General features: G+C 70.5%; 17 protein-coding genes. 9 read left to right on the forward strand and 8 right to left on the reverse strand.

Annotated elements, in window-relative coordinates; all coding sequences use genetic code 11:
* Window positions 1-3 precede the first annotated feature (3 nt).
* The gene (locus tag GWK15_RS00395) at window positions 4-888 is read right to left on the reverse strand and encodes a helix-turn-helix domain-containing protein (protein WP_168037959.1); all 885 of its coding nucleotides are present in this window, start codon (window positions 886-888) and stop codon (window positions 4-6) included.
* A gap of 134 nt (window positions 889-1,022) precedes the next feature.
* Window positions 1,023-1,907: a 2-hydroxy-3-oxopropionate reductase gene (locus GWK15_RS00400; RefSeq protein ID WP_168037961.1), complete on the reverse strand. Its 885-nt coding sequence runs from the start codon at window positions 1,905-1,907 to the stop codon at window positions 1,023-1,025.
* A 213-nt stretch (window positions 1,908-2,120) separates the two neighbouring features.
* On the opposite strand from GWK15_RS00400, the gene GWK15_RS00405 reads away from it, so the two are divergent.
* The gene (locus GWK15_RS00405; RefSeq protein ID WP_168037963.1) at window positions 2,121-2,696 is read left to right on the forward strand and encodes a hypothetical protein; all 576 of its coding nucleotides are present in this window, start codon (window positions 2,121-2,123) and stop codon (window positions 2,694-2,696) included.
* Here GWK15_RS00405 and otnI read toward each other — a convergent pair.
* Window positions 2,684-3,463 (reverse strand): 2-oxo-tetronate isomerase, encoded by a 780-nt coding sequence (gene otnI / locus GWK15_RS00410; protein ID WP_168037965.1) that lies wholly within the window; start codon window positions 3,461-3,463, stop codon window positions 2,684-2,686. The genes GWK15_RS00405 and otnI overlap by 13 nt on opposite strands.
* Window positions 3,464-3,568: 105 nt before the next feature.
* On the opposite strand from otnI, the gene GWK15_RS00415 reads away from it, so the two are divergent.
* The 6 genes from GWK15_RS00415 to GWK15_RS00440 all read left to right on the forward strand — a co-directional run bounded on the left by GWK15_RS00415 (window position 3,569) and on the right by GWK15_RS00440 (window position 10,269).
* Window positions 3,569-4,657: an AI-2E family transporter gene (locus GWK15_RS00415; RefSeq protein ID WP_168037967.1), complete on the forward strand. Its 1,089-nt coding sequence runs from the start codon at window positions 3,569-3,571 to the stop codon at window positions 4,655-4,657.
* A gap of 62 nt (window positions 4,658-4,719) precedes the next feature.
* Window positions 4,720-6,303 carry an ABC transporter substrate-binding protein gene (locus tag GWK15_RS00420; RefSeq protein WP_168037969.1) on the forward strand — a complete coding sequence of 528 codons (1,584 nt, stop codon included), beginning with the start codon at window positions 4,720-4,722 and terminating at the stop codon, window positions 6,301-6,303.
* 54 nt (window positions 6,304-6,357) lie between these two features.
* Complete coding sequence (locus tag GWK15_RS00425; protein WP_168037971.1) at window positions 6,358-7,341, forward strand: ABC transporter permease; 984 nt, start codon at window positions 6,358-6,360, stop codon at window positions 7,339-7,341.
* Window positions 7,342-7,344: 3 nt separating this feature from the next.
* Entirely contained in the window at window positions 7,345-8,259 is a 915-nt protein-coding gene (locus GWK15_RS00430) for an ABC transporter permease (RefSeq protein WP_168037973.1), read from the forward strand.
* Window positions 8,259-9,245: an ABC transporter ATP-binding protein gene (locus GWK15_RS00435; RefSeq protein ID WP_168037975.1), complete on the forward strand. Its 987-nt coding sequence runs from the start codon at window positions 8,259-8,261 to the stop codon at window positions 9,243-9,245. The genes GWK15_RS00430 and GWK15_RS00435 overlap by 1 nt, the downstream gene beginning before the upstream one ends.
* Window positions 9,238-10,269: an ABC transporter ATP-binding protein gene (locus GWK15_RS00440; RefSeq protein WP_338147165.1), complete on the forward strand. Its 1,032-nt coding sequence runs from the start codon at window positions 9,238-9,240 to the stop codon at window positions 10,267-10,269. The genes GWK15_RS00435 and GWK15_RS00440 overlap by 8 nt, the downstream gene beginning before the upstream one ends.
* Here the strand turns inward: GWK15_RS00440 and GWK15_RS00445 are convergent.
* Together GWK15_RS00445 and ggt are read right to left on the reverse strand one after the other, a co-directional pair.
* The gene (locus tag GWK15_RS00445; RefSeq protein WP_168037977.1) at window positions 10,266-10,934 is read right to left on the reverse strand and encodes a hypothetical protein; all 669 of its coding nucleotides are present in this window, start codon (window positions 10,932-10,934) and stop codon (window positions 10,266-10,268) included. The genes GWK15_RS00440 and GWK15_RS00445 overlap by 4 nt on opposite strands.
* 55 nt (window positions 10,935-10,989) lie before the next feature.
* The gene (gene ggt / locus GWK15_RS00450; protein WP_168037979.1) at window positions 10,990-12,672 is read right to left on the reverse strand and encodes a gamma-glutamyltransferase; all 1,683 of its coding nucleotides are present in this window, start codon (window positions 12,670-12,672) and stop codon (window positions 10,990-10,992) included.
* A 17-nt stretch (window positions 12,673-12,689) separates the two neighbouring features.
* Between ggt and GWK15_RS00455 the strand changes: the two genes are divergently transcribed.
* On the forward strand, window positions 12,690-13,082 hold the full coding sequence (locus GWK15_RS00455; RefSeq protein WP_168037981.1) for a YraN family protein: 393 nt from the start codon (window positions 12,690-12,692) through the stop codon (window positions 13,080-13,082).
* Here the strand turns inward: GWK15_RS00455 and GWK15_RS00460 are convergent.
* Window positions 13,079-14,596, reverse strand: coding sequence for a YifB family Mg chelatase-like AAA ATPase (locus tag GWK15_RS00460; protein ID WP_168037983.1), 1,518 nt, complete (start codon window positions 14,594-14,596; stop codon window positions 13,079-13,081). The genes GWK15_RS00455 and GWK15_RS00460 overlap by 4 nt on opposite strands.
* Window positions 14,597-14,698: 102 nt before the next feature.
* Here GWK15_RS00460 and GWK15_RS00465 point away from each other — a divergent pair, with 102 nt between their 5' ends.
* Window positions 14,699-15,310 carry a DUF4919 domain-containing protein gene (locus GWK15_RS00465; protein WP_168037985.1) on the forward strand — a complete coding sequence of 204 codons (612 nt, stop codon included), beginning with the start codon at window positions 14,699-14,701 and terminating at the stop codon, window positions 15,308-15,310.
* Between the two features lie 6 nt (window positions 15,311-15,316).
* Here GWK15_RS00465 and GWK15_RS00470 read toward each other — a convergent pair whose 3' ends face one another.
* Together GWK15_RS00470 and GWK15_RS00475 are read right to left on the reverse strand one after the other, a co-directional pair.
* Window positions 15,317-16,327, reverse strand: a complete 1,011-nt coding sequence (locus GWK15_RS00470) for a dipeptidase (RefSeq protein WP_168037987.1) — start codon at window positions 16,325-16,327, stop codon at window positions 15,317-15,319.
* Window positions 16,324-17,358: a histone deacetylase family protein gene (locus GWK15_RS00475; protein WP_168037989.1), complete on the reverse strand. Its 1,035-nt coding sequence runs from the start codon at window positions 17,356-17,358 to the stop codon at window positions 16,324-16,326. The genes GWK15_RS00470 and GWK15_RS00475 overlap by 4 nt, the downstream gene beginning before the upstream one ends.
* Window positions 17,359-17,437: the final 79 nt, after the last annotated feature.

The following is a 17,437-nucleotide window of genomic DNA, read 5'->3' on the forward strand; positions in this document are numbered from 1 at the left end:
GTTTCAGGCGGCGGCGGCCGGTGCCTCGGACATCAGGGCGCGCAGCCGGGCGGCGGCCTCGGGCCCCTTCAGCGCGTCCCGCCAGGTGTTCTCCGCGACGCGCTGGTGCGTGCCGATCGCCTCGTCGGCCGAGGTGATGAACGCGACGCCGGTGGTCGCGGCGGGGTGGGTGTCGGGGGGGAAGGCGCTGCCGACGACATGGGCGCGTTCCCGCCCGCGCATGACCATGAAGGGCCCCGAGGGGTCGGGGCCGGAGATCAGGCCGATCTGCAGGCCGATCGGCACGCTTTCCATCTGCTCGGCGATGCTCTCGACCTCGGTGCGGGCGGCGAGGCGGCAGCGTGTCCGCGCCCGGTCCGACACCGCGACGCCGGGTGCGACGCCCTCGGCCAGCATCCGGCGCAGGCCCGATTCCGACAGGATGGCAATGATGTTCGGCTTGCGGGACTGGTGCAGCCGCTTCCTGGCGGTCAGCAGCCCCAGCATCTGCTCGACCTGGGTGCGGGCCAGGAGACGGTCCGGGGAGGCGTCGGCGGCCTCGGTCCAGGCCTCGCCGATGGCGCCGTCGAAGGCGTCGGTGCTGACCGGGTAGCAGAGCGCGCCGCCCACCTGCAGGACCTGGTCGGACTGTTCCTCGACCTGGCGGAGCCGTTCCTGGAAGGCGGCGGGGCGGGCGAAATACTCGACTCCGATGCCGAGCAGGGAGAGGGGGGAGATCTTCAACAGCTCCGCCAGCCGGCGGATGGTGTCGAGCTTGATGACCTCGCCCTTCTCGTACCGGTAGAGGGCCGCACGCGAAACGCCGAGACGCGCAGCGATTTCTTCCGCGCGCAGGCCGGATTCAAGGCGATAGGCGCGCAGCTGCTGGCCGATTTCCGCGAAACGCATGGGGGGCTCCCGAAGGCGAGGACGGTATCAGGATAGAGGCAGACGTTAAGATTTTCGAGACAACTTTATACTAAGAGTTGATCCGGTGCGGATTTCCGCACCGGTTCCAGCCCATGACACAGTTTCGTGAGTGCTTACGCGTCCTCGGCAACCTTGTGGGCGGCCAGGGTCTCGAGCGCCTTCACCAGCCCTGAATGATCCAGTTCCGCCCCGCCGGCCGCCGCAACGGCGGCGAAAAGCTGCTGGGTCGAGGCCGTGTTGGGCAGCGCCACGCCAAGGTCGCGGCCGGCCTGCAGCGCCAGGTTGAGGTCCTTCTGGTGGAGGCGGATGCGGAAGCCCGGGTTGAAGGTCCGCTTGATCATCCGCTCGCCATGCAGTTCCAGGATGCGGGAGGTCGCAAGCCCGCCCATCAGCGCCTGGCGCACCTTGGCCGGGTCGGCGCCGGCCTTGGAGGCGAAGGTCAGCGCCTCGGCCACCGCCTCGATCGTCAGGGCGACGATGATCTGGTTGGCGACCTTGCAGGTCTGCCCGGCGCCAACTGGGCCGACCAGGGTGATGTTCTTGCCCATCGCCTCGAACAGCGGCTTGGCCTTGGCGAAGGCGGCCTCGCTGCCGCCGACCATGATGGTCAGCGTCGCCTGCTTGGCGCCGACCTCGCCGCCCGAGACCGGCGCGTCGAGGTAGTCGCAGCCCTTCGCGGCGATCTTCTCGGCGAAGGCCTTGGTCGCGGTGGGGCTGATCGAGGACATGTCGATCACGAGCGTGCCGGCCTTCAGGCCCTCGGCCACGCCGCCGGCGGCGAACAGCACCGCCTCGACGTCGGGGGTATCGGGGACCATCAGGATCACGGCCTCGGCGGCCGCGGCGGCGGCCTTGGCGTCGGCGGCGACGGCGAAGTTCGCCCGGTCCTCGGCGGTCAGGCTGCGCCGCTCCACGACGGTGATGTCGTGGCCGGCGGCCTTGAGGTGGCCGGCCATGGGGCGGCCCATGATGCCGAGGCCGATGAAGGCGATCTTCATGCGTTTCGCTCCGTCGAGGGAAGGACTGCCCGCCGTCCCGGCAGGGCGGGCGCGGCGTCAGGTGTCCGACACATAGCCGAGGGTTCGGGCGGCGAACATGGCGGGAGGCGGGGCTTCCGATTCGCTGCTGTGACGGAAAAGAATTAGCTGGATGTCAATCATTTTTCGGGTAGAATAACCTTCAACGTGGTCCAAAAAATGAGCTGCGCTGCCATGTCCCCCCGATTTCTGAGCAGCCGCTGGCATGTCGCTCCGGCAATGCTGGTCGCTCTTCTCCTCGCTTCCGGCGCCCATGCGCAGGACAGCTTCGTCCGCGTGGCCGACCCGGAGACGGGCCGCCCGGTGCTGTCCATCCTGGGCACCGGCATCGGCATGCCCTTCGCCAGCCTGTCGCTCGAGATGCGCTGCCCGGCCTCCCAGGCCTGGACCATTGCCGTCAACGGCGTCCGCGCGCCGGCCGGCACGACCGTGATGGTCGGCTTCGGCGATCCCGGCGGCGGCTGGACGCCGATCCGTAGCGCGCCGACACGCTACGAGGACCGCAGCCTCAGCCTCAGCCTCGACCGCAGCGCCTTCCGCAGCGCGCTGGTCCAGGCCCGCGCCGACTACCCCGAGGCGCGCGACGCTGAGGTGCGCATCGTCATCGGCGATGCCGTGGGCCTTGCCGTGAACCGCGACGCGCTGGTACGCGAGATGACCGAGTTCGCGCGGGAATGCGACCCGCCGGCGGCCGCGCCTGCGACCGCGCGGCGCAGCACGCCGGTGCGCCGGATCGACTACGCCCGGTAGGGCTGGAACCAGCCGAGACCGGCCGTCGTCTCGCCCGCCGGGCGGTATTCGCAGCCGATCCAGCCGCGGAAGCCGAGTTCGTCCACCTTCCGGAACACGAAGGGCCAGTTCACCTCGCCCGTGCCGGGTTCGTTGCGGCCGGGATTGTCCGCGACCTGCATATGCGCGATCAGCGGCAGGTGCTTCTCGACCCGCTTGACGATGTCGCCCTCGGTGATCTGGCAGTGATAGAGGTCGAACTGCATCCCGACCTTGTCCGGCCCGACGGCGTTGATGATCGCCGCCGCTTGGTCGGTGGTGTTCAGGAAGAAGTTCGGGATGTCGCGGTGGTTGATCGGCTCGATCACCGGCTTCACGCCCGCCTTGGCGCATTCCTCCGCCGCCCAGGCGAGGTTCGCGCCATAGACCGCGGTCAGCGTGTCGTGGGGCACGCCTTCGGGCTTCAGGCCCGCCATGACGTGCAGGCGCGGGCAGGCGAGGGCGGCCGTGTAGTCCAGCGCCTTGAGGATCGCGTCGCGGAATTCCCGCTGGCGGCCGGGCAGGGCGGCCATGCCGCGCTCGCCCTTGGCCCAGTCGCCGGGGGGCGCGTTGAACAGCACCTGCTGCAGCCCGTTGTCCTTCAGTCGCGCGGCGATCTCCGCTGCGGGGAAGTCGTAGGGAAAGAGGAACTCGACCGCCTTGAACCCCGCCTGCGCGGCGAGCGCGAAGCGGTCGAGGAACGGCGCCTCGTTGAACATCATCGACAGGTTCGCGGCGAAGCGCGGCATGGTGGCGGTCCCCCCTGGGTGACAGGGCGCGGAGGCTAGCGGCGCCGGCCCGCACCGGCCAGTCCCCGCCTCGCACGACGCGCGGCGTTCGGGCAGGATGGGGCCATGCCCATGCAAACGCCGCGCGCGGCGCGCCTTGTCGGAATCGCTGCGATCGCGGCCCTGGCGGTCGCCTGCCTGCTGGTCCTCAAGCCCTTCATCTCGGCGCTGATCTGGGCGGCGATCCTCGCCTTCTCGACCTGGCCGGTCTTCGCCTTCCTGCGCGACCAGGCGCGTATCCGCCCGTCCTGGTCGGCGGCGCTGATGGTGCTGGCGATGTTCCTGCTGGTTGGCCTGCCGATCGCGCTGGCCGCGCCGACCCGGCGCGAGGATGTCGAGGCGCTGAGCGGGCAGATCGAGCACCTCCTGGTCGAGGGGCTGCCAGGTCTCGGCGCCTGGCTCTCCTCCCTGCCGGTGGTGGGCGGCTGGATCCATGGCTGGATCGGGGAGATGGCCTTCGACCTGTCGGGCGTGGCGGGGCTGCTGCGGCCCTATGCCGGGACGATCACCCAGCAGGCGGTCTCGATCCTGCTCGCGGTGCTGTCGGGCCTTGCCGAACTCCTGCTCGCGATCTTCCTCGCCTTCTTCTTCTACCGGGACGGGCCGGCCATGGCCGGGCGGGCGGAGGCCCTGATGGAACGGCTCGGCGGCCCGACCGGCATCCGGATGCTGGGCCTCGCGGCCGATGTCACGCGCGGCGTGGTCTGGGGGCTGGTCGGGACCGCGGTCGCGCAGGGGGTGCTGACCGCGATCGGGCTGTGGATCGCGGGGGTGCCGCAGCCGGTGCTGCTTGCCGTCGTCACCGGGGTGATCTCGATCCTGCCGGTCGGGGCGCCGCTGGTCTGGATCCCGGCGAGCCTGTGGCTGCTGACCCAGGGGCATACCGGGTCGGGCATCTTCATGGGGCTGTACGGGGCGCTGGTGATCTCCTCGGTCGACAACTTCATCCGGCCCTGGGCGATTTCCCGCGGGGCGAACCTGCCCTTGCTGCTGACCATCCTCGGCGCCCTGGGCGGGGTCTTCGCCTTCGGCTTCCTGGGGCTGTTCCTCGGCCCCGTGGTGCTGGCGGTCGGATACACGCTCATGCTGGAATTCGCCGGCGCGCCGGAGGAGGAGCCCCAAGCCCCTTCCCCGCCCGCGTCCGGGGCCGTATAGGCCCCGGCCTCTGGGGGCGCCGGGCCGGACGGCCGGGACTGGCAACGACGGGAGAACGAAGAATGCGGAAGCTGCTGTTGGCGGCCGCGCTGGCCATCGGGCTCGGCGCGGGATGGGCGGAGGCGCGCACCGTGCGCTGGTCCGCCTCGGGCGATCCGAACACCATGGATCCGCACAGCCAGAATGTCGGCACCGTCACCATGGTGCTGCAGCAGATCTACGACACGCTGATCTCCCGCAACCAGGACCTAGGCCTGGCGCCGGGCCTGGCGACGCGCTGGGAGCAGGTCGAGCCGAACCGCTGGCGCTTCTGGCTGCGCGACGGCGTGAAGTTCCACGAAGGCCAGGCCTTCACCGGCGACGACGTGGTGTTCAGCATCACCCGCGCGCAGCAGCCGACCTCGAACTACGCGATCTACGTCGACACCATCGAGCGCTCGGTGCAGGTCGAGCCGCTGGTGGTCGACGTCATTACCCGCGTGCCGGACCCGATCCTGCCCAACAAGATCGCGTCCCTGATGATCATGTCGCGGTCCTGGTCCGAGGCGCACAACGCGACGCGCCCGCAGAACACCCGCGCGCGGGAGGAGATGTACACCACCCGCAACACCAACGGGACCGGCGCCTTCCGCCTGCAGACCCGCGAGCCCGACGTGCGCACCGTCATGGTCCGCAACACCGACTGGTGGGGCTGGAGCGAGCCGGCGAGCCGCGAATCCAACATCACCGAGATCATCTACCGCCCGATCTCCTCGGACGCGACGCGCATCGCCGCGCTGCTGTCTGGGGAGGTGGATTTCGTGCTCGACCCGCCGCTGCAGGACCTCAACCGCCTGCGCTCGGCGCCGAACATCAAGGTCACCGAGGGCCCCGAGGTCCGCACGATCTTCCTCGCGATGGACGTGCACCGGGACGAGTTGCTGTATTCCGATGTGCGCGGGCGCAATCCGCTGAAGGACCTGCGCGTTCGCCAGGCGCTGTACCAGGCGATCGACATCCAGGCGATCCACCGCACCACCATGCGCGGCCAGTCGGTCGTGACCGGCACCTTCTTCCCCCCGCAGGTGAACGGCTATTCGCGCGAGGAGGATGTCCGCCTGCCCTACGACCAGGCCCGTGCCCGCGCGCTGCTGGCCGAGGCCGGCTATCCGAACGGCTTCGAGATCACGCTCGACTGCCCGAACAACCGCTACATCAACGACGAGCAGATCTGCCAGGCGATCGTCGCGATGTGGGCGCGCGTGGGCGTCCGGGCGCGGCTCAACGCCATGCCGCTCGCGCCCTTCTTCGCGAAGATCCAGCGCGACGACACCTCGATCTACCTGCTGGGCTGGGGCGTGCCGACGCTCGACGCGCTCTATTCCTTCCAGTCGCTGCTGCGCACGCGTGACGGCGGGCAGGGCAACGGCATCTGGAACTACGGGCGGTATTCCAACGCCCGGATGGACCAGCTGATCGACATCATGACCAACCAGTCCGGCGCCCCGCGCGACGCCGCGATCCGGGAAGCCCTGCGCATCTACCGCGAGGACATCCCCCACATCCCGCTGCACCACCAGATGATCCCCTGGGCGATGCGGTCCAACTTCACCATCCCGCACATGGCGAACAACCAGCCCTACTTCCGCTGGGCGCGCATGAACTGAGGAGTGACGCGGGCGCGGCGGCGGTCTTCGCCGCGCCCGCACCGGAGTGAGAGCATGTTCGCCTTCATCATCAGTCGTATCCTGCAGGCGGTGCCGGTCATGCTGACCGTCGCGCTGATCTCCTTCGCGATGTTCGCCTATGTCGGCGACCCGGTGGCGATCATGCTGGGGCAGGACTTCACCGAGGCGCAGCGCGACCAGCTGGTCCGCGACCTCGGCCTCGACCAGCCCTTCTGGGTGCAGTTCGCGACCTTCATCGGCCATGCGGCGCAGGGCGAGTTCGGCCTGTCCTACCGCCTGTCCCGCCCGGTCGCGGAGCTGATCGCCGAGCGCGCGCCGGCGACGCTGGAACTGGCCTTCACCGCGGCCGCGCTCGCGCTGCTGATCGGCGTGCCGATGGGGGTCTATACCGGGCTCTACCGGAATTCCTGGCTGTCGCGCTTCTTCCTGACCTTCAGCCTGGTCGGCGTCTCGCTGCCGACCTTCCTGATCGGCATCCTGCTGATCCTGGTCTTCGCCGTCTGGCTCGGCTGGCTTCCGTCCTTCGGGCGCGGAGACACGGTGAAGCTGGGGTGGTGGACGACCGGCTTCCTCACGGTGTCCGGCCTCAAGGCGCTGGTGCTGCCGGCGATCACGCTGGGGCTGTTCCAGCTGACGCTGATCATGCGCCTGGTGCGGGCCGAGATGATGGAGGTGCTGCGCACCGACTACATCAAGTTCGCCCGCGCCCGCGGCCTGCCGAACCGGGCGGTGCATTTCGGCCATGCGCTCAAGAACACGCTCGTGCCCGTGATCACCATCGTCGGCCTGCAGCTCGGCGCCATCATCGCCTTCGCCATCGTGACCGAGACGGTGTTCCAGTGGCCGGGCATGGGGCTGCTGTTCATCCAGTCCGTCGGCGCGGCCGACATCCCGGTGATGAGCGCCTACCTGATGCTGATCGCGCTCGTCTTCGTCACCATCAACCTGATCGTCGACCTCCTCTACTACGCCGTGGACCCGAGGCTGCGCATCGGACGCGGGAAGGGGGGGCACTGAGCCATGGCCGCCGCCGTAAATCGTTTCTTCGGATCGGACCTGTGGTGGTCCTTCACCCGTTCGCCGGTGACGGTCGCCTCCGCCGTGGTCGCGCTGGTCTGCATCCTGGGTGCGGTGCTCGCGCCCTGGATCGCGCCGCACAACCCTTTCGATCTCGCCTCGCTGAACCTGAGCGACGCCTTCAAGCCGCCCGCCTGGGACGAGGAGGGCGCGGCCGAGTATTTCCTCGGCACCGATGACCAGGGGCGCGACGTGCTCTCGGCCATCATGTACGGCGCACGCGTGTCGCTGCTGGTGGGCCTGTCGGCGACCATCTTCGCAACCGTGCTCGGCGTCTCGCTGGGACTGACGGCCGGCTATGCCGGCGGGCATGTCGACAGCGTGCTGATGCGCATCTGCGACATCCAGCTGACCTTCCCCTCCATCCTGGTCGCCCTGCTGGTGGACGGCGTGGTGCGGGCCGTGCTGCCGCGCGAGGTGCACGACCAGATCGCGCTGTTCGTCGTGATCTTCGCCATCGGCATCAGCGAATGGCCGAAATTCGCCCGCACGGTGCGCGGGTCCACGCTGGTCGAGCGCAACAAGGAATACGTCCAGGCCGCGCGCGTCATCGGCGTGCCCTCGGTGCGCATCATGTTCAGCCATGTGCTGCCGAACGTGGTCGGGCCGGTGCTGGTGGTGGCGACGCTCAACCTGGGTCTCGCCATCCTGTCGGAGGCGACGCTGTCCTTCCTTGGCGTCGGCGTGCCGCCGACCCAGCCCTCCCTCGGCACGCTGATCAGGATCGGCAACGACTTCCTGTTCTCGGGCGAGTGGTGGATCACGATCTTCCCGGGCGTCGCCCTCATCGCGATGGTGCTGTCGGTCAACCTGCTGGGTGACTGGCTGCGCGACGCGCTCAATCCGAAGCTGCGCTGATGTCGAACGTCGCTCCCCTGCTGCAGGTGAAGAACCTGCGCGTCGAATTCCCGACCCGGCGAGGCACGCTGGTCGCGCTCGACGACGTCTCCTTCGACATCTCGCCGGGCGAGGTGCTCGGCGTGGTCGGTGAATCCGGCGCCGGCAAGTCCATGACGGGTGCCGCCATCATCGGCCTGCTGGAACCGCCCGGGCGCATCGCGAAGGGCGAGATCCTCCTCGGCGGCCGGCGCATCGACAATCTCCGCTACGAGGAGATGCGCCGGATCCGCGGCAAGGAGATCGGCGCGATCTTCCAGGACCCGCTGACGACGCTGAACCCGCTCTACACGGTCGGCCGCCAACTCGCCGAGACCATGACCACCCACCTGCCGATCGGGCCCGGCGAGGCGCGCAAGCGCGCCATCGAATGGCTCGAGATGGTGGGCATCCCGGCCGCGGCGCAGCGCATCGACAGCTACCCGCACGAATTCTCGGGCGGGATGCGCCAGCGTGTCGTCATCGCGCTCGCGCTCTGTGCCGAACCGAAGCTGATCGTGGCGGATGAACCCACCACGGCGCTCGACGTGTCGATCCAGGCGCAGGTCATCGCGTTGCTCAAGCGCCTCGCGCGCGAGAAGGGCACGGCGATGATGCTGGTGACGCACGACATGGGCGTCATCGCCGAGACCGCCGACCGCGTCGCCGTCATGTATGCCGGCCGCGTCGCCGAGATCGGCCCGGTGCGCGAGGTGGTGAAGCACGCGAACCACCCCTATTCCGCGGGGCTGATGGCCTCGATCCCGCCGCTCGACCGGCGGGTGGAACGCCTTGCGCAGATCGATGGCGCGATGCCGCGCCTGTCCGCGATCCCCAAAGGCTGCGCCTACAACCCGCGCTGCCCGCAGGTCTTCGACAAGTGCCGGACCTACCGTCCGGACCTGATCAACGCCGGCACCACGCAGGCCGCGTGCTGGCTCTACGACACGGAGGCGCCCCGTGGCTGACCCGGTGCCGATGCTCGAGGCGCGCGACCTGGCGCGCCATTTCGACGTCTCGCGACCCTTCCTGCAGCGTCTGCTGGCGCGGGAGGAACGGCGCACGCTGCGCGCGGTGGACGGGATCTCCTTCTCGATTCCGAAAGGGACGACGCTGTCGCTGGTGGGGGAATCCGGCTGCGGCAAGTCGACGGTCGCGCGGCTGTCGGTCGGCCTCTATGGCCCGACGGCCGGGTCCGTGCACTTCGACGGGCGGGACCTGGCGGAGGCGCGGTCGCTGGCCGACCAGCGCCGGCGCATGCAGATGATCTTCCAGGATCCCTATGCCTCGCTGAACCCGCGCTGGCGGGTGAAGAACATCATCGCCGAGCCGATCCGCGCCTTTGGCCTGGTGACGACGAAGGGCGAGGAGGAGAACCGCGTCGCTGAGCTGCTGACGCAGGTGGGCCTGTCGCCGCTCGACGGCGAGAAGTTCCCGCACGAATTCTCGGGCGGGCAGCGGCAACGCATCTCGATCGCGCGCGCGCTGTCGTCGAACCCGGAGTTCCTCGTCTGCGACGAGCCGACCTCGGCCCTCGACGTGTCCGTTCAGGCGCAGATCCTGAACCTGATGAAGGAACTGCAGCAGCGGCTGGGGCTGACCTACCTCTTCATCAGCCACAACCTCGCGGTGGTGCGGCAGATCTCGGACCGCATCGGGGTGATGTATCTCGGACGGCTGGCGGAACTCGCGCCGGCCGAGAGCCTCTTCCGCCGTCCGCGGCATCCCTATACGCGCGCGCTGATGGAAGCGATCCCGGACCTCGACATGACGGGGCGGGAGCGCATCCCGGTGGGCGGCGAGGTGCCGTCCCCGATCACGCCGCCCTCGGGCTGCGCCTTCCATCCGCGCTGTCCGCTGGCGAATGAGCGCTGCAAGCGCGAGCGGCCGGAGATGAAGGCGGCGGGCGACGCGATGGTGGCGTGCCACGCCGTCGAGGAAGGCCGCGACGACGCGATGCCGATGCCGGCGATCGCGCGGGACGCAGCCTAGGCCGCCTTCGCGGCGGCGATCCGCGCGCGGAGATCGGCGTCGATCTCCGCGAAGTCGCGCGGGATGACGTCGCCGTCGCCGGGGGAGCCGAGGGCCTCGAAGATCGTCCCGGCGAGGTCGGGGTCCTCGTGGCCGAGCGCGTCGGAGAGGCTGTTCGGCGCCACTGGCGCGCCCTCAGCGGCGAAGGACAGCAGCACGGTGCCATCGGCCGCGGTGGTCCATCGCCAGGTGTCGCGGTCGATCCGCCGCTTCGCGAACCAGGCGTCGTGGCGCAAATCTTCGCTGACGCTGGAAAGGTCGAGGAACAGCGTCCGGCCTGGCCCGGCGGGGCAGAGATGCATCACGCCGTGCTCGTGCTCCACGAACCAGTGGCGGGCGTCGCGATGCAGCGTGTGGCGCTGGAGACGCCCGGCCTCGGCGTCGCGCCGCAGCGCGAGGGCGACCTGCCGCACGCGCGCCGATTCCGCGGCGCCACGGCGATGGATGATCGCCGCAGGGATCAGCAGGATCATCGATCCGACGATCAGCACGATCCAGGACGCGGTGTCGATGATGCCGAAGGCGTAGTCGAGCAGCCCAAGCGCCGCGAAGATGATCAGCACGACCGGCGCGATGCCGAAATGCGTGCGTCCGCCGCCATCCATGGCATCGGCCCGCTTGCGCATGCTACCGACCTCGGCCGTCGTCGCAGCGGCTGGTTCCGTTATGTAGGGCAGGGCGTCAGTCACCGATCGCGACGCCTTCGCGGCGGGGATCGGCGCCGCCGACCAGGCCTTCGGGCGTCACGCGGATGATCTGCAGGCCGGAATTCATCTCGCGCACATGCACCTCGTGTCCGCGCGCGCGCAGGGCGGGCGCCAGCGCCGCAGCCGGGGTGTCGGCTTCCACTTCGATCCCGTTCCCGACGGAACCGACATGCGGCAGCGCGGCCGCTTCCTGCGGCGTCATGCCCCAGTCCAGCATCGCCACCAGCGCCTGCGCGACATAACCGATGATGCGGGCTCCACCCGGCGATCCCGCGACGATGGACAGCCGCCCCTCACCATCGAGGACCAGGCTGGGGGACATGGACGACCGCGGACGCTTGCCGCCCTGGACCCTGTTCGCGACCGGGCGGCCATCCTGTTCGGGGAGGAAGGAGAAATCCGTCAGCTGGTTGTTGAGCATGAAGCCGCGGACCATGATGCGGGCGCCAAAGAGCGCCTCGATCGTCGTGGTCATGGACACTGCATTGCCTTCGGCATCGACGATCGAGACATGGCTGGTGCCGGCCTCGTGGTCCTGGGTCTGGGGGGCAAAGGTCGCCTCGCGCCAGGGCGGGTTGCCGGCGCGCGGGGCGGCGATGGCGCGGTCACGGTCGATCAGCTGCGCGCGCGCCGTCAGGTAGTTGGGATCGACCAGGCCCCGCGTGGGCACCGACACGAACGCGGGATCGGCGACATAGGCGTTGCGGTCCGCGAAGGCGAGGCGCCCGGCCTCGCCGACAAGATGCGCCGCGTCGACGCCGCGCGGATCGATGCGCGGCATGTCGAAATGTCCGAGCAGGCCGAGGATCTGCGCCACCGCGATCCCGCCCGAGGAGGGCGGCGGGAAGCCGCAGACGCGCCAGCGGCGATAGGGCGAGCAGACCGCCTCCATCCGGTGCGGCGCGTAGGTCGAGAGGTCCGTCGCCGCCATCGCGCCCGGCAGCACCGGGTGGCGCGTAACGGCGGCGAGGATGTCCTCGGCGATCGGCCCGCGCGCCAGGGCGGCGGCGCCCTCCGCCGCGATGGCGCGCAGGGTCTCGGCCAACGCCGGGTTGCGCAGCCGATGCCCGGCCGGCAGCGGCAGGCCCTGCTCGGTGAAGAAGTAGCGCGCGGCATTGGCGTCGCGGCGCAGCAGCAGCGTGTCGAAGGCGATCTCGCGCGCCAGGCGCTCGCTCACCGGGAAGCCGTCCTCCGCCAGGCGGATCGCCGGGTCGAACAGGCGCGCCCAGGGGAGGCGGCCATGCTCGCGATGCGCCGCCTCGAGCATCGCGACGGTACCTGGCACGCCGACCGACCGGCCGCTCGCCATCGCCTGCAGGAAAGGCATGGGCCGGCCGTCGCGAAGGAAGAGGTCCGGGCCCGCGGCGGCCGGCGCGGCCTCGCGGCCCTCCCAGGCGACGATGCGGCCGGATCCGCCCTGGAAGTGCAGCAGCAGCGCGCCGCCGCCGATGCCGGAGGATTGCGGCTCCACCAGCGTCAGGACCATCTGCGTCGCGACGGCCGCATCGAGCGCGCTGCCCCCGGCGCGCAGCATCTCGAGCCCGGCCTCGGCGGCCAGCGGATGGCCCGCCGCGACCATCTGCCGCCGCGCCGGCGCCTGCGCGGCGGCGACGCCGGTGAAGAGCAACAGGAGCAGTATGGCGCGGCGCAGGATCATGCCGGCATGATAGCGGCATGAGCGGTTTCGGCGACACGACGCGACGCCTGCTACGCGGGCGGCGTGCCGAGGCCGCCGGGCGCGGCGCCGAGGATGTCGCCGCGGCCGCGTTGGTCCGCGACGGCTGGAAAGTCCTGGCCCGGCGGGCGCGGACCCCGGCGGGGGAACTCGACCTGGTGGCGGAACGCGACGGGTTGCTCGCCTTCGTCGAGGTGAAGGCGAGGCCGTCCCTGACCGAGGCCGCCTTCGCCCTTGGTGCCCGGCAGCGGATGCGCCTGGTCGCGGCGGCCGAATGGTGGGTCGCGGCGAATCCGGGCCATGGCGAAGCGGGGATGCGCTTCGACGTCGTGATCATCGCGGCGGACGGCACCGCACGGCGGATCGCGGACGCCTTCCGGATCGGCGACTAGGCGGCGGGGCGACCCGGCATGCGGTGGCGGAAGGCGAGCGCCTCCGCGACATGGGCGCGGCGGATGGTCGGGCTGCCCGCCAGGTCCGCGATGCTGCGCCCCACTCGCATCATCCGCACATGGGCGCGGGAGGACAGGCGCAGACGCGTCGCCGCGGTTTCCAGCAGCGCCTCGGCATCGGGGTCGAGGAGGGGATGGAGGTGGCCGATCTCGGCCTCGGCGTTGTTGCGCGGGCCGGCCTCGCCCCAGCGGGCGCGCTGGGCGTCGCGTGCGGCCTGGACGCGGGCGGCGACCATGGCGCTGGTCTCCCCTGCCGGGGCGCGTGTCAGTTCTGAAGCGGGGATGGGCATGACTTCGATCGTGAGGTCCATGCGGTCGAGCAGGGGGCCGGATAGGCGGCCCTGGTAGTCCTCCCCGCAACGCGGCGCGCGGCCGCATTCCCGCCCGGCCTCGCCGAGATAGCCGCAGCGGCAGGGGTTCATCGCCGCGATGCATTGGAAGCGCGCGGGATAGGTGACATGCGCGTTGGCGCGGCTGATCACCGTGCGGCCGGTTTCCATCGGCTGACGCAGCGCCTCCAGCGCCGGGCGGGGGAATTCAGGCCACTCGTCGAGGAACAGCACGCCGCGATGCGCGAGGCTGATCTCGCCCGGGCGCGCGCGATGGCCGCCGCCGATCAGCGCGGGCATCGAGGCCGAATGGTGCGGGTCCCGGAAGGGCGGGCGCATCACGAGCCGCCCGCCTTCCAGCATCCCGGCGACGGAGTGGACGAGGGAAACCTCCAGCGCCTCGGCCGGCGAAAGATCCGGCAACAGGCTCGGCAGGCGGGCCGCCAGCATCGACTTTCCCGCACCTGGCGGACCGATCATCAGAAGGTTGTGCCCGCCTGCGGCGGCGATCTCGAGCGCGCGCTTCGCGCTTTCCTGGCCCTTCACCTCGGACAGGCAGGGCAGGGCGCGCGGGGCGGGCTCGGCGGCCGGCGGGGCCGGCGGCGAGAGCAACTGCGTGCCGCGGAAGTGATTCAGCAGGGCGTGGATATCGGGGGCGGCGAGCACCTCGATCCGCCCGGCCCAGGCGGCCTCGCCGCCCTGCGCGGCGGGGCAGATCAGCCCGAGGTCGCGCTCGCTCGCGCCCAAGGCCGCGGGCAGCACCCCGGCGACCGGATTGATCGATCCGTCCAGCGCCAGTTCGCCAAGCGCGGCATAGCCCGCTGCTTCCTCCTTCGGGACGATCTCCATCGCGGCGAGCAACGCCAGCGCGATGGGCAAGTCGAAATGCGACCCTTCCTTCAGGATGTCCGCAGGTGCGAGGTTCACCAGCACGCGCTTCGGCGGCAGGGAGAGGCCAAGGCCGGTCAGCGCCGCGCGGACACGTTCGCGGCTTTCGGCGACCGCCTTGTCGGGCAGGCCGACGAGAAGGAAGGCCGGCAAGCCAGGCGCGATCTGGACCTGCACCTCGACCGGCACGGGATCGACGCCGGAAAAGGCGAAGGTGGCAATGCGCGCGATGGACATGATTGCTGCATACGAGCGTTGGTTGATGCAATAATCAACCTATTAGTTTCCTTCTCAAACCCACTGCCCCACCAGCTACGGTCTGAGCCAATGGTCATCGTCATGCGCGCTGCATGTCTCATCCTGGTCGCACTCGCCTTCGCGCTGCCTGCCCGGGCGCAGGCGCCGGACGCCGCCCAAGCGGCGCGCGATGCGGCGATCGCCCGTGTGCTGGCGAGTGGCGATGGCCGTGGGCCCGCCACTGCGTATGTCGTGCCCCGCGTGATCGAGGCGCATTCGGTGATCCTGCACCTGCGGACGCCCTTCCTCCGGCAGCGATCCGTCGAGGAGAACGCGACCGTGCTCGACATCTGGACAGTGCGCGGCACGGATGGCGCCGAGCACGAGATCCACTTCCGCGTGCCCGCGCCCGACACTCTTCCGCCCGAGCAGCGCGAGGCGGAGCGGAACATCCGCCGGATCCTGACATCGGGCGACGGGCTGACGCCGGAGACGGCTTTCGTGGTTGGCGGGGCTATCCCCGCGGAATACGCGATCCTGCGCCTGATGGGCCTGCAGCGTGGCGTCCAGGGGCTGATCGATCGTGCCGGCTGCTACTACGACGTCCAGCGCGCCCGGGATCCTTCCACCGGGGAGACGCGGGAGGTCTGGTTCCGCCTCGGCGGCAGCGGCGGGCTCGCCTATACGGGCCGATGCGCGCCGGCGGGGAATTAGGCTTCTTCAGCCCGCCGCGCGCTGCGCGAGCCGCATCAGCCGCCGGAAATTGCCCGACCACAGCAGGTCGAGTTCCCGTGCCCCGTAGCCGCGGCGGTGCAGTTCGGCCGTGAGGTTCATCGTCTCGGACGCGTCCTTCCAGCCCGGGATGCCGCCGCCGCCATCGAAGTCCGAGGACAGCCCGACATGGTCGATGCCGATGCGCGCGACCGCGTAGTCCACGTGGTCGGCCATGTCCTTCACCGTCGCCGGAGACTTCCCGCCCGAGGGCGCCGCGCGGAGGAAACTGTCGAGCGCGGTGATCTGCACGAGGCCCGCCGTCGCACGCAGCATGTCGAGCTGTTCGTCGTCGAGGTTGCGCGGATGGTCGCACAGCGCCTTGCAGCAGGAATGGGTCGCGACGACCGGCACGCGGGAGAGCTCGGCCGCCTGCATCATGCTGGATTTGGCGGCATGGGAGACGTCGACCAGCAGCCCGACGCGATTCATCTCCGCGATCGCGGCGCGCCCGAGCTCCGACAGCCCACCATGTTCGGACGGTCCGTCGCCGAGCTCCGGCCGCGGCCGCGCCGCGTCGGCGAGGTCGTTGTGCCCGTCATGGGTCAGCGTGAGGTAGATCGCGCCGAGATCCCGCCACAAGGCCAGGCGCGAGAGGTCGCGCGCGAGCGCGTTGCCGTTCTCGACGGCGGACAGGACGCAGAGCGCACCGGCCGCATGCGCGGCTTCCAGCTCGGCGGCCGTGGCGCAGAAGCGCCGCGCCTTCCCGTCCGCGCGGGACCGGATGTGGCGCAGCATCGCATCCGCCCGCGTGGCAGCGGCAGCGAGGCCTTCCGCATCGCGCTTGCCCTGCGGCGTATAGGCGATGAAGATCGCGGCCTTCAGCCCGCCGCGCAGCATCTTCGGAAAGTCCACGCGCCGGTCGGTCTCGCGCGTCGCATCCGGCGGCTCGGGCCAGCGGATGTCGATATGCGTGTCGAGCGTCAGAGTGGCGGCGTGGATCGTCGCGGCGTCGCTCATGCGCCACCCCAGGCGCCGAGGAAGCGCTCGAGCAGCGTGCCGATGACATCGACGTTGTAGCCGCCTTCCTGCGTGATCGCGGTCGGCAGCTTCAGCGCGCCGATCATCTGCGCGGCGCGGGCAAAGCCGTCCTCGGTCACGGCCAGCGCGCCGAGCGGTTCGTCCTTCGATGCATCGAAGCCGAGCGCCACGACCAGCGCATCCGCCTTGAAGTCGCGGATCGGCGCGAGCGCGTAGCGCAGCGCATCGAGCCATCCTTCGTCCGGCGTGCCGAAGGGCAAGGGCAGGTTCATGTTGCGTCCGTCGCCGGCGCCCGCGCCGCGTTCCGCGGTGCGGCCGACGAACCACGGATAGTAGTTGTCCGGATCGCCATGCATCGAGATGGTGAGCACGTCGCCGCGCTCCCAGAAGATTCCCTGCGTCCCGTTGCCGTGGTGGCTGTCGATGTCGAGCACCGCGACGCGCGCCGCCCCGGCATCGCGCAGCGCCTGGGCCGCGAGCGCCGCGTTGTTCACGTAGCAATGACCGCCCGCGCGGCCCGCATAGGCGTGATGGCCCGGCGGGCGGCAGAGCGCGTAGGCCGTGCCGCCCTTGGCGGCCTCGGCCGCCGCGGCGAGGGCGCAGGCCGCCGCCCCCTGGATCGCGGCCCAGGATCCGGGCCCGATCGGGCAGGCCGTGTCGGCGGTGTACCAGCCGGTCCGCGCGATGATGTTGGCACCCGTGCGCCCACCCTGCGCGACCATCTCGGGAACGGGATGGATATTGGCGACGACCTCGGGGCCTGGCTCGGGCAGCTTGGCCCAATCGGTCGCGGCCGTGGCGAGGAAGTCGAGGTAGTCCGCGCGGTGCACCGCCTCGAGCGCGCCGGGCGCGAGCGGCGGCGGTGCGGCGGGTGCGAGCCCCATGCGGTGCAACGCCGCCTCGAGCGCCGCGGCGCGGGCCGGGATCTCGAAGTTGCGGCGGACCTGGCCGCGCTGGAGGAAGAAGGTGGGCGTGTGCCCTGCCTGATCGGGATGCGCGAAGGTCTTCATGGTGGCGCGAGGCTAGGCAGGCGGGTCGCGCTTGTCCACGCACGGTGCCGCGGGTCCCCTTGTCCCCCTTGCGGCCGGG

Source organism: Neoroseomonas oryzicola (genome assembly GCF_012163135.1).
Lineage (GTDB): Bacteria > Pseudomonadota > Alphaproteobacteria > Acetobacterales > Acetobacteraceae > Neoroseomonas > Neoroseomonas oryzicola.

Coding starts and splice junctions, on each gene's coding strand:
- GWK15_RS00395 (WP_168037959.1), bottom strand. CDS start 888: ATGCGTTTCGCGGAAATCGGCCAGCAGCTGCGCGCCTATCGCCTTGAA.
- GWK15_RS00400 (WP_168037961.1), bottom strand. CDS start 1,907: ATGAAGATCGCCTTCATCGGCCTCGGCATCATGGGCCGCCCCATGGCC.
- GWK15_RS00405 (WP_168037963.1), top strand. CDS start 2,121: ATGTCCCCCCGATTTCTGAGCAGCCGCTGGCATGTCGCTCCGGCAATG.
- otnI (WP_168037965.1), bottom strand. CDS start 3,463: ATGCCGCGCTTCGCCGCGAACCTGTCGATGATGTTCAACGAGGCGCCG.
- GWK15_RS00415 (WP_168037967.1), top strand. CDS start 3,569: ATGCCCATGCAAACGCCGCGCGCGGCGCGCCTTGTCGGAATCGCTGCG.
- GWK15_RS00420 (WP_168037969.1), top strand. CDS start 4,720: ATGCGGAAGCTGCTGTTGGCGGCCGCGCTGGCCATCGGGCTCGGCGCG.
- GWK15_RS00425 (WP_168037971.1), top strand. CDS start 6,358: ATGTTCGCCTTCATCATCAGTCGTATCCTGCAGGCGGTGCCGGTCATG.
- GWK15_RS00430 (WP_168037973.1), top strand. CDS start 7,345: ATGGCCGCCGCCGTAAATCGTTTCTTCGGATCGGACCTGTGGTGGTCC.
- GWK15_RS00435 (WP_168037975.1), top strand. CDS start 8,259: ATGTCGAACGTCGCTCCCCTGCTGCAGGTGAAGAACCTGCGCGTCGAA.
- GWK15_RS00445 (WP_168037977.1), bottom strand. CDS start 10,934: ATGCGCAAGCGGGCCGATGCCATGGATGGCGGCGGACGCACGCATTTC.
- ggt (WP_168037979.1), bottom strand. CDS start 12,672: ATGATCCTGCGCCGCGCCATACTGCTCCTGTTGCTCTTCACCGGCGTC.
- GWK15_RS00455 (WP_168037981.1), top strand. CDS start 12,690: ATGAGCGGTTTCGGCGACACGACGCGACGCCTGCTACGCGGGCGGCGT.
- GWK15_RS00460 (WP_168037983.1), bottom strand. CDS start 14,596: ATGTCCATCGCGCGCATTGCCACCTTCGCCTTTTCCGGCGTCGATCCC.
- GWK15_RS00465 (WP_168037985.1), top strand. CDS start 14,699: ATGCGCGCTGCATGTCTCATCCTGGTCGCACTCGCCTTCGCGCTGCCT.
- GWK15_RS00470 (WP_168037987.1), bottom strand. CDS start 16,327: ATGAGCGACGCCGCGACGATCCACGCCGCCACTCTGACGCTCGACACG.
- GWK15_RS00475 (WP_168037989.1), bottom strand. CDS start 17,358: ATGAAGACCTTCGCGCATCCCGATCAGGCAGGGCACACGCCCACCTTC.